The organism is Xanthovirga aplysinae (assembly GCF_009711365.1).
GTDB lineage: Bacteria > Bacteroidota > Bacteroidia > Cytophagales > Cyclobacteriaceae > Xanthovirga > Xanthovirga aplysinae.
The window spans coordinates 1-4911 of the sequence record NZ_SMMB01000866.1 but is presented as its reverse complement, the minus strand read 5'-3'; the positions used below and the strand labels follow the sequence as shown (position 1 = coordinate 4911).

The window sequence follows — 4911 nt, the reverse complement described above, 5'->3', positions numbered from 1 at the left end:
CTAAAATGATTTTTTACAATTTCAGAAAATATCCACTGCCCTCCTTAAATCAGTTTTCCTTTTATAATTATTTAAGAATAAAAGCACTTTCTTTTATTGTTTAATGTATCCAGGTAAAGGGCCATAGCCCATAATCCTTTGTCTGAAACCTTTATTTATTACCAGCGTAACCCCTTATTGGATTTACTTTTATTAGAAATACTCTTGTGAATTTCCGCTAAAGCGTCTGAAAGGTCTTTTTTAAAAAGAATGCTGAAGGGTTATGAAGAAAGAGGAGTATATTTTAGGAGAAGCCAAGGTTGGTATAGCACTTTTGGACTTAGCACTACCCTCCATTATAGGTTTAATTATCATGACCTTATACAATGTGGTGGATACCATTTTTGTAGGACATGTTGTGGGCTCCCTTGGAATTGCAGGAGTATCTGTATCCCTTCCCATCACCAACCTGATCACCACCGTAGACTTATCCCTTGGGGTGGGTGCAGCCTCCATTATATCCAGAAAATTTGGCGCTCATCAATTAGAAGCCGCTCGATTGGCATTTGGAAACCTACTTTTCATGTTGGCCGTGGTTACCTTTTTTTCACTTGTTTTAGGTTATTTCCTCGCTACCCCTATTGTTAAATTATTTGGTGCTCATGGCAGCATAATCCCTTACACCCTGAAATATTACCTCATTGTATTATTTGGAACCCCTTTTCTGGGTTTCGCTTTAATGGGAAATAACACAGCCAGAGCAGAAGGAAACCCCATGGCAGGTATGGTGAGTATGATCATATCCACTTTACTTAATGTAGCATTGGATGCATTGTTCATTTTACAGTGGAATATGGGGCTGGAAGGTGCTGCCTATGCAACCGTATTGTCTCAAATGGCATTTGCATCCTCTTTGGTTTATTATTTTGGAAGCAATCGAAGTATCCTTTCCCTTAGACTAAAATATTGGAAACCAAAATGGACTATCGTGAGAGAATCCATCTTCCTGGGAAGTTCCAATTTTGGAAGGCAAGGAACAGCCAGTTTATTGGCTGCCATTATTAACCATAGTCTTGTAATATATGGAGGAGAACCAGCCGTAGCCATTTACGGAATCATTTTTCGTATCATGCTTTTAGCGCTTACACCTATTTTAGGCTTAGTTCAAGGCTTTTTGCCTTTAGCCGGCTATAGTTTTGGTGCTAAAAATTTTGAAAGGCTGAAAATAGTCCTGCAGGAGTCCACCATCATTGGTACTGGAATGTCCCTTATTTGCTTTTTGGGAGTAATACTATTTTCCAATCAGATTGTTAGATTATTCACTTCAGATCCCATATTAATCGAGGAAGCGAGCCAGGCTTTGAGAATTTATGGCATATCATTACCCTTGATAGGATTTCAACAGATAGGGGTAGGTTATTTTCAGGCTATTGGAAAAGGTGGGCCTGCCTTGTTTTTATCTCTTGCCCGTCAATTAATATTTGTAATTCCTTTTATGTTGATTCTTCCTCCATTCTTTGGAATCAATGGAATTTACTCCTCATTTCCTTTGGCCGATACTTTAGCCTTTACTGTAACAGCCATAATGATTTCACCGCATTGGAAAAGACTTAAACATAGTGAGGAGTTAAAAATAAAAAGTGAGGAGTAGTTAACGAAGAGGTTTTCCTAGGTTTCACAATTTCTTTAGTGCATTAAGCTTGATTTTGTAGTACCTGAAAAATGTCCTTTCAATAAATAAACTAAAAAATATAATGCCACCTATAACTCTTTACTTTTAGGCATTTAGAAGTGCTCATTTTTCAATGTCAGAATTAGTATAAAGTGAAGAAAAAACTAAAAATTAATGATTTTTTCCTTGGGCACTTTTACAGTTTTGAGTTCTGTTATTAAAAATTAAAATAAGTCCCTAGTAAAATATTGGATTGAGAAACCAGAAGTATTGAACAGCTCTATCTGCCTTAAATAAGATGTTCCGAATGTCTGGCATATCGATAAAACTTCATTCTAATTCACTCTGGATAGATATTCTTTTAAAAAAATGAGCTTAGACCTAAATGAAAACTGAATCCAGGTTAAGGAAAATTAAAATGCCCGAAAGTAAACCTTCCAAAAAAAGACAAGAAATAAGAAAGGATGAATAAGGGTTAAGAAAAGTGGCTATTAATTCTCTCTTTCTAACTTCTTTTGAAAATGAAAGCCTAGAATTTTATAGCCTTGCTTAAAATAAAACTTATGAGAACGATCATTTGATACATAAGTATTTAATTCAATGGTTTCGCAGCCCATTTGTTTAGCCCTGGAATTAATAAGTTCAAGAAATTTCCCGCCTACACCATTGGATTGCAATTTATTATCAACAATCACATTATCTAATTCAAGTTGCTTGCCACTGTAAATCCTAGTAGTTAACCAACCACTACTAATTCCTACTACAACTCCTTCCTCATTCAACAAACCCAAGCACAAATAATGGGAATAGGTAAACATTTCTGAAAGTCGACTTCTTAAAATTTCTGGGGTTAAATTCGGGTTTAATTGCTGCAGTAATGGCAAAATTAGCTCAATGTCATCAACCCCTAAATCTACTAATTTCATCTAAAGCAAAATTCAAAATGAGTTTTAGTAATTAGATTAGCAAAAATTTTCCTCCTGTGAAACTAACCAAAAAGGATAAAAAATATAAGCCATAACAGAGAAAGAAATTTCCTTACAAATTCTTATCGTATTTTATTCCTCCAAAACCATTCAAATATAGAACCCGAGAATACCGGACAATCAAAGGAAGAAATATTAACACCACACCAAGCACAGAGAAAATATAGACCCACAAATCAGGATCACCAAAGCCGTAATTAAGAACCAGAGCAACTGTGATAAAAATTGCTACTATAAATGCATAACTCACATACATGGCTCCAATAAAAAATCCTGGCTCCCGTTCAAAAACCAACCCACAATGCGGACAACTTTTGTTCATCTCCAACATTTTGTTGATCCTATAGGCTGGGTAAGGAAAAATTTTCCCTTGCCGACAGCGGGGGCATTTGCAATTAATAAGCGCCTTTAAAGCGGACCTTCTTTGCATTTGCTCTACTTCGTTTATACCAAAAAAATGCCACTACACCAAAAGCCAAATAAGGCATGGCAAAAAGGTACAAAATTCCAAAATTCAAACCCGTAGCAATTCCAAAATCACCATTACTCACATTGTTAGCTACCGTAGCCTGACACATTGCACATTGGGCCAAAAGCGCTTGAGGATTACCAAGGACCAGCGCAAATATGCCCATAAACATTAGGAAAAAATATTTAAACTTTCTCATGTAATTTCCTCCTTTAGAATTATCAAGAGAGATTTGTCCCTCATAGTTTCCTTTTACCTTGCAAACCTACGGCTAAAAGAATTAAGAGTGAAGAGTTAACAACTAATAATTAATTGGTAAGAGTTTATATTGAAGGAACATTGAATTTCCAAAATTCCAATTTTTCTTACCATTTTCATCTTTGTCCTTCTTATACAGACTCCATTGTTCATTCTTAACTTCTCACTAATAATACGGTTTTATCATAAGATATACTATTACCCCGGATACGGATACAAACAACCAAATAGGCAAGGTAAATTTTACTATCTTTTTATGTTTAACAATTTTATTACTTAAAGCAAAATAAAATGCCAGCAACACAAAAGGAACCACTACAGCCGCTAGAATTATGTGAGTAATCAAAAGCACCAAATAAACCACACGAAGCCCTCCTACCGCTGCCTTTTCAGCTTCGCTGAGCACTCCGTCTCCATTCAAATCTCCAAAAACCGTGGAAGGAGCAGAAGAATGGTAAATTACATACCCCACTAGAAAAATTGCCCCAAAAATAAAGGCAACCGTCATGCACAGGCGATGCATCTCTACATTTTTATTTTTTATAAAAATGAAACCTGTTATGAGGGCTAAAGAGGTAGCCGTATTTAAAACCCCATTAAGATGTGGGATAAATTTCACCCATTCTCCAGCCACTCCAAACTTAGTAGGTGAAAACAAAAGAATCGCAACGACTACCGGAATAGCAACTGAAAGTACCGCGATTAAGCCTAAATATTTATTTTCCTTTTTCTTAAGTTCCATTGTTTAATTAATTTCGGATTGGAATTTAGTCATTAGATTCTTACTGATAAATGCAAACCCTAGTGTTTCTACAAACCATATTCTTTTAAAAGGATGTTTATCTCCACAACCAAGCGGTCAACATCCTTTTGATCGGTTCCATCATAATATCCTCTAATTCTTCTTTCTTTATCTACCAACACCAGCTTATTGCTGTGAATAAAATCACCATCCCCTCCATCTCCGTCTACTACTGGCAAAACAAAACCGCATCGTGCCAACTGGTAAATATCTTTCTTAGCCCCAGTAAGAAAATGCCATTGACCTGGATTGGCATAAAATTGTTCGGCATAAGTCTTAAGTACTTCCTGGGTGTCATGTTCAGGATCCACGGTTAAGGAAAGTAATTGGATATTTTGGTTATCGGAAAAAGTATTTTGCACTCTGGACATTTGATTACTCATGATAGGACAAATATCCGGGCAGGCGGTAAAAAAGAAGTCGACTACGGTTATATAATCCTCCAGAGAACTCTGATCCACCTTCTTTCCATTTTGATCCTCAAAGGAAAAATTAGGAATAAAATGTTGCCTGCCTGTCTCAAAATTGCAGCCTTCAAAGGAAGATTCTACTCCGCTTTCATAATAAACAGGAATGACAAATTTATTTTCTCCAAAACCTTGCAGAAAAAGATAAATAAGAACTGGAATTAAGAGGGTTAGACATAAAAAAACAACCTTAGTTACTTTCCTCATCACTCAAAAAATTTAATTTCTGCAAAAGTCCATATTGCTCTAAAAAAAAACAAGGCTAAAACCGAACGCTT

At 35.9% G+C, this 4911-nt stretch carries 6 protein-coding genes; 1 reads left to right on the top strand and 5 read right to left on the bottom strand.

From position 1 onward, the window contains the following. Positions 1-262 precede the first annotated feature (262 nt). Positions 263-1630 (top strand): MATE family efflux transporter, encoded by a 1368-nt coding sequence (locus E1171_RS07060; RefSeq protein WP_155205307.1) that lies wholly within the window; start codon positions 263-265, stop codon positions 1628-1630. A gap of 512 nt (positions 1631-2142) precedes the next feature. Here the strand turns inward: E1171_RS07060 and E1171_RS07055 are convergent. The 5 genes from E1171_RS07055 to E1171_RS07035 all read right to left on the bottom strand — a co-directional run bounded on the left by E1171_RS07055 (position 2143) and on the right by E1171_RS07035 (position 4840). Then, positions 2143-2577 (bottom strand): GNAT family N-acetyltransferase, encoded by a 435-nt coding sequence (locus E1171_RS07055; protein WP_155205306.1) that lies wholly within the window; start codon positions 2575-2577, stop codon positions 2143-2145. A gap of 112 nt (positions 2578-2689) precedes the next feature. Further along, a complete protein-coding gene (locus tag E1171_RS07050; protein ID WP_246164212.1) occupies positions 2690-2959 on the bottom strand; it encodes a DUF983 domain-containing protein in 270 nt (89 codons plus the stop codon). Between the two features lie 73 nt (positions 2960-3032). Next, positions 3033-3305 (bottom strand): hypothetical protein, encoded by a 273-nt coding sequence (locus E1171_RS07045; protein ID WP_246164210.1) that lies wholly within the window; start codon positions 3303-3305, stop codon positions 3033-3035. A 225-nt stretch (positions 3306-3530) separates the two neighbouring features. Then, the gene (locus E1171_RS07040) at positions 3531-4106 is read right to left on the bottom strand and encodes a DUF420 domain-containing protein (RefSeq protein ID WP_155205304.1); all 576 of its coding nucleotides are present in this window, start codon (positions 4104-4106) and stop codon (positions 3531-3533) included. 68 nt (positions 4107-4174) lie between these two features. Further along, positions 4175-4840, bottom strand: coding sequence for an SCO family protein (locus E1171_RS07035; protein ID WP_155205303.1), 666 nt, complete (start codon positions 4838-4840; stop codon positions 4175-4177). Positions 4841-4911: the final 71 nt, after the last annotated feature.

Coding starts and splice junctions, on each gene's coding strand:
- E1171_RS07035 (WP_155205303.1), bottom strand. CDS start 4,840: ATGAGGAAAGTAACTAAGGTTGTTTTTTTATGTCTAACCCTCTTAATT.
- E1171_RS07050 (WP_246164212.1), bottom strand. CDS start 2,959: ATGAACAAAAGTTGTCCGCATTGTGGGTTGGTTTTTGAACGGGAGCCA.
- E1171_RS07060 (WP_155205307.1), top strand. CDS start 263: ATGAAGAAAGAGGAGTATATTTTAGGAGAAGCCAAGGTTGGTATAGCA.
- E1171_RS07055 (WP_155205306.1), bottom strand. CDS start 2,577: ATGAAATTAGTAGATTTAGGGGTTGATGACATTGAGCTAATTTTGCCA.
- E1171_RS07045 (WP_246164210.1), bottom strand. CDS start 3,305: ATGAGAAAGTTTAAATATTTTTTCCTAATGTTTATGGGCATATTTGCG.
- E1171_RS07040 (WP_155205304.1), bottom strand. CDS start 4,106: ATGGAACTTAAGAAAAAGGAAAATAAATATTTAGGCTTAATCGCGGTA.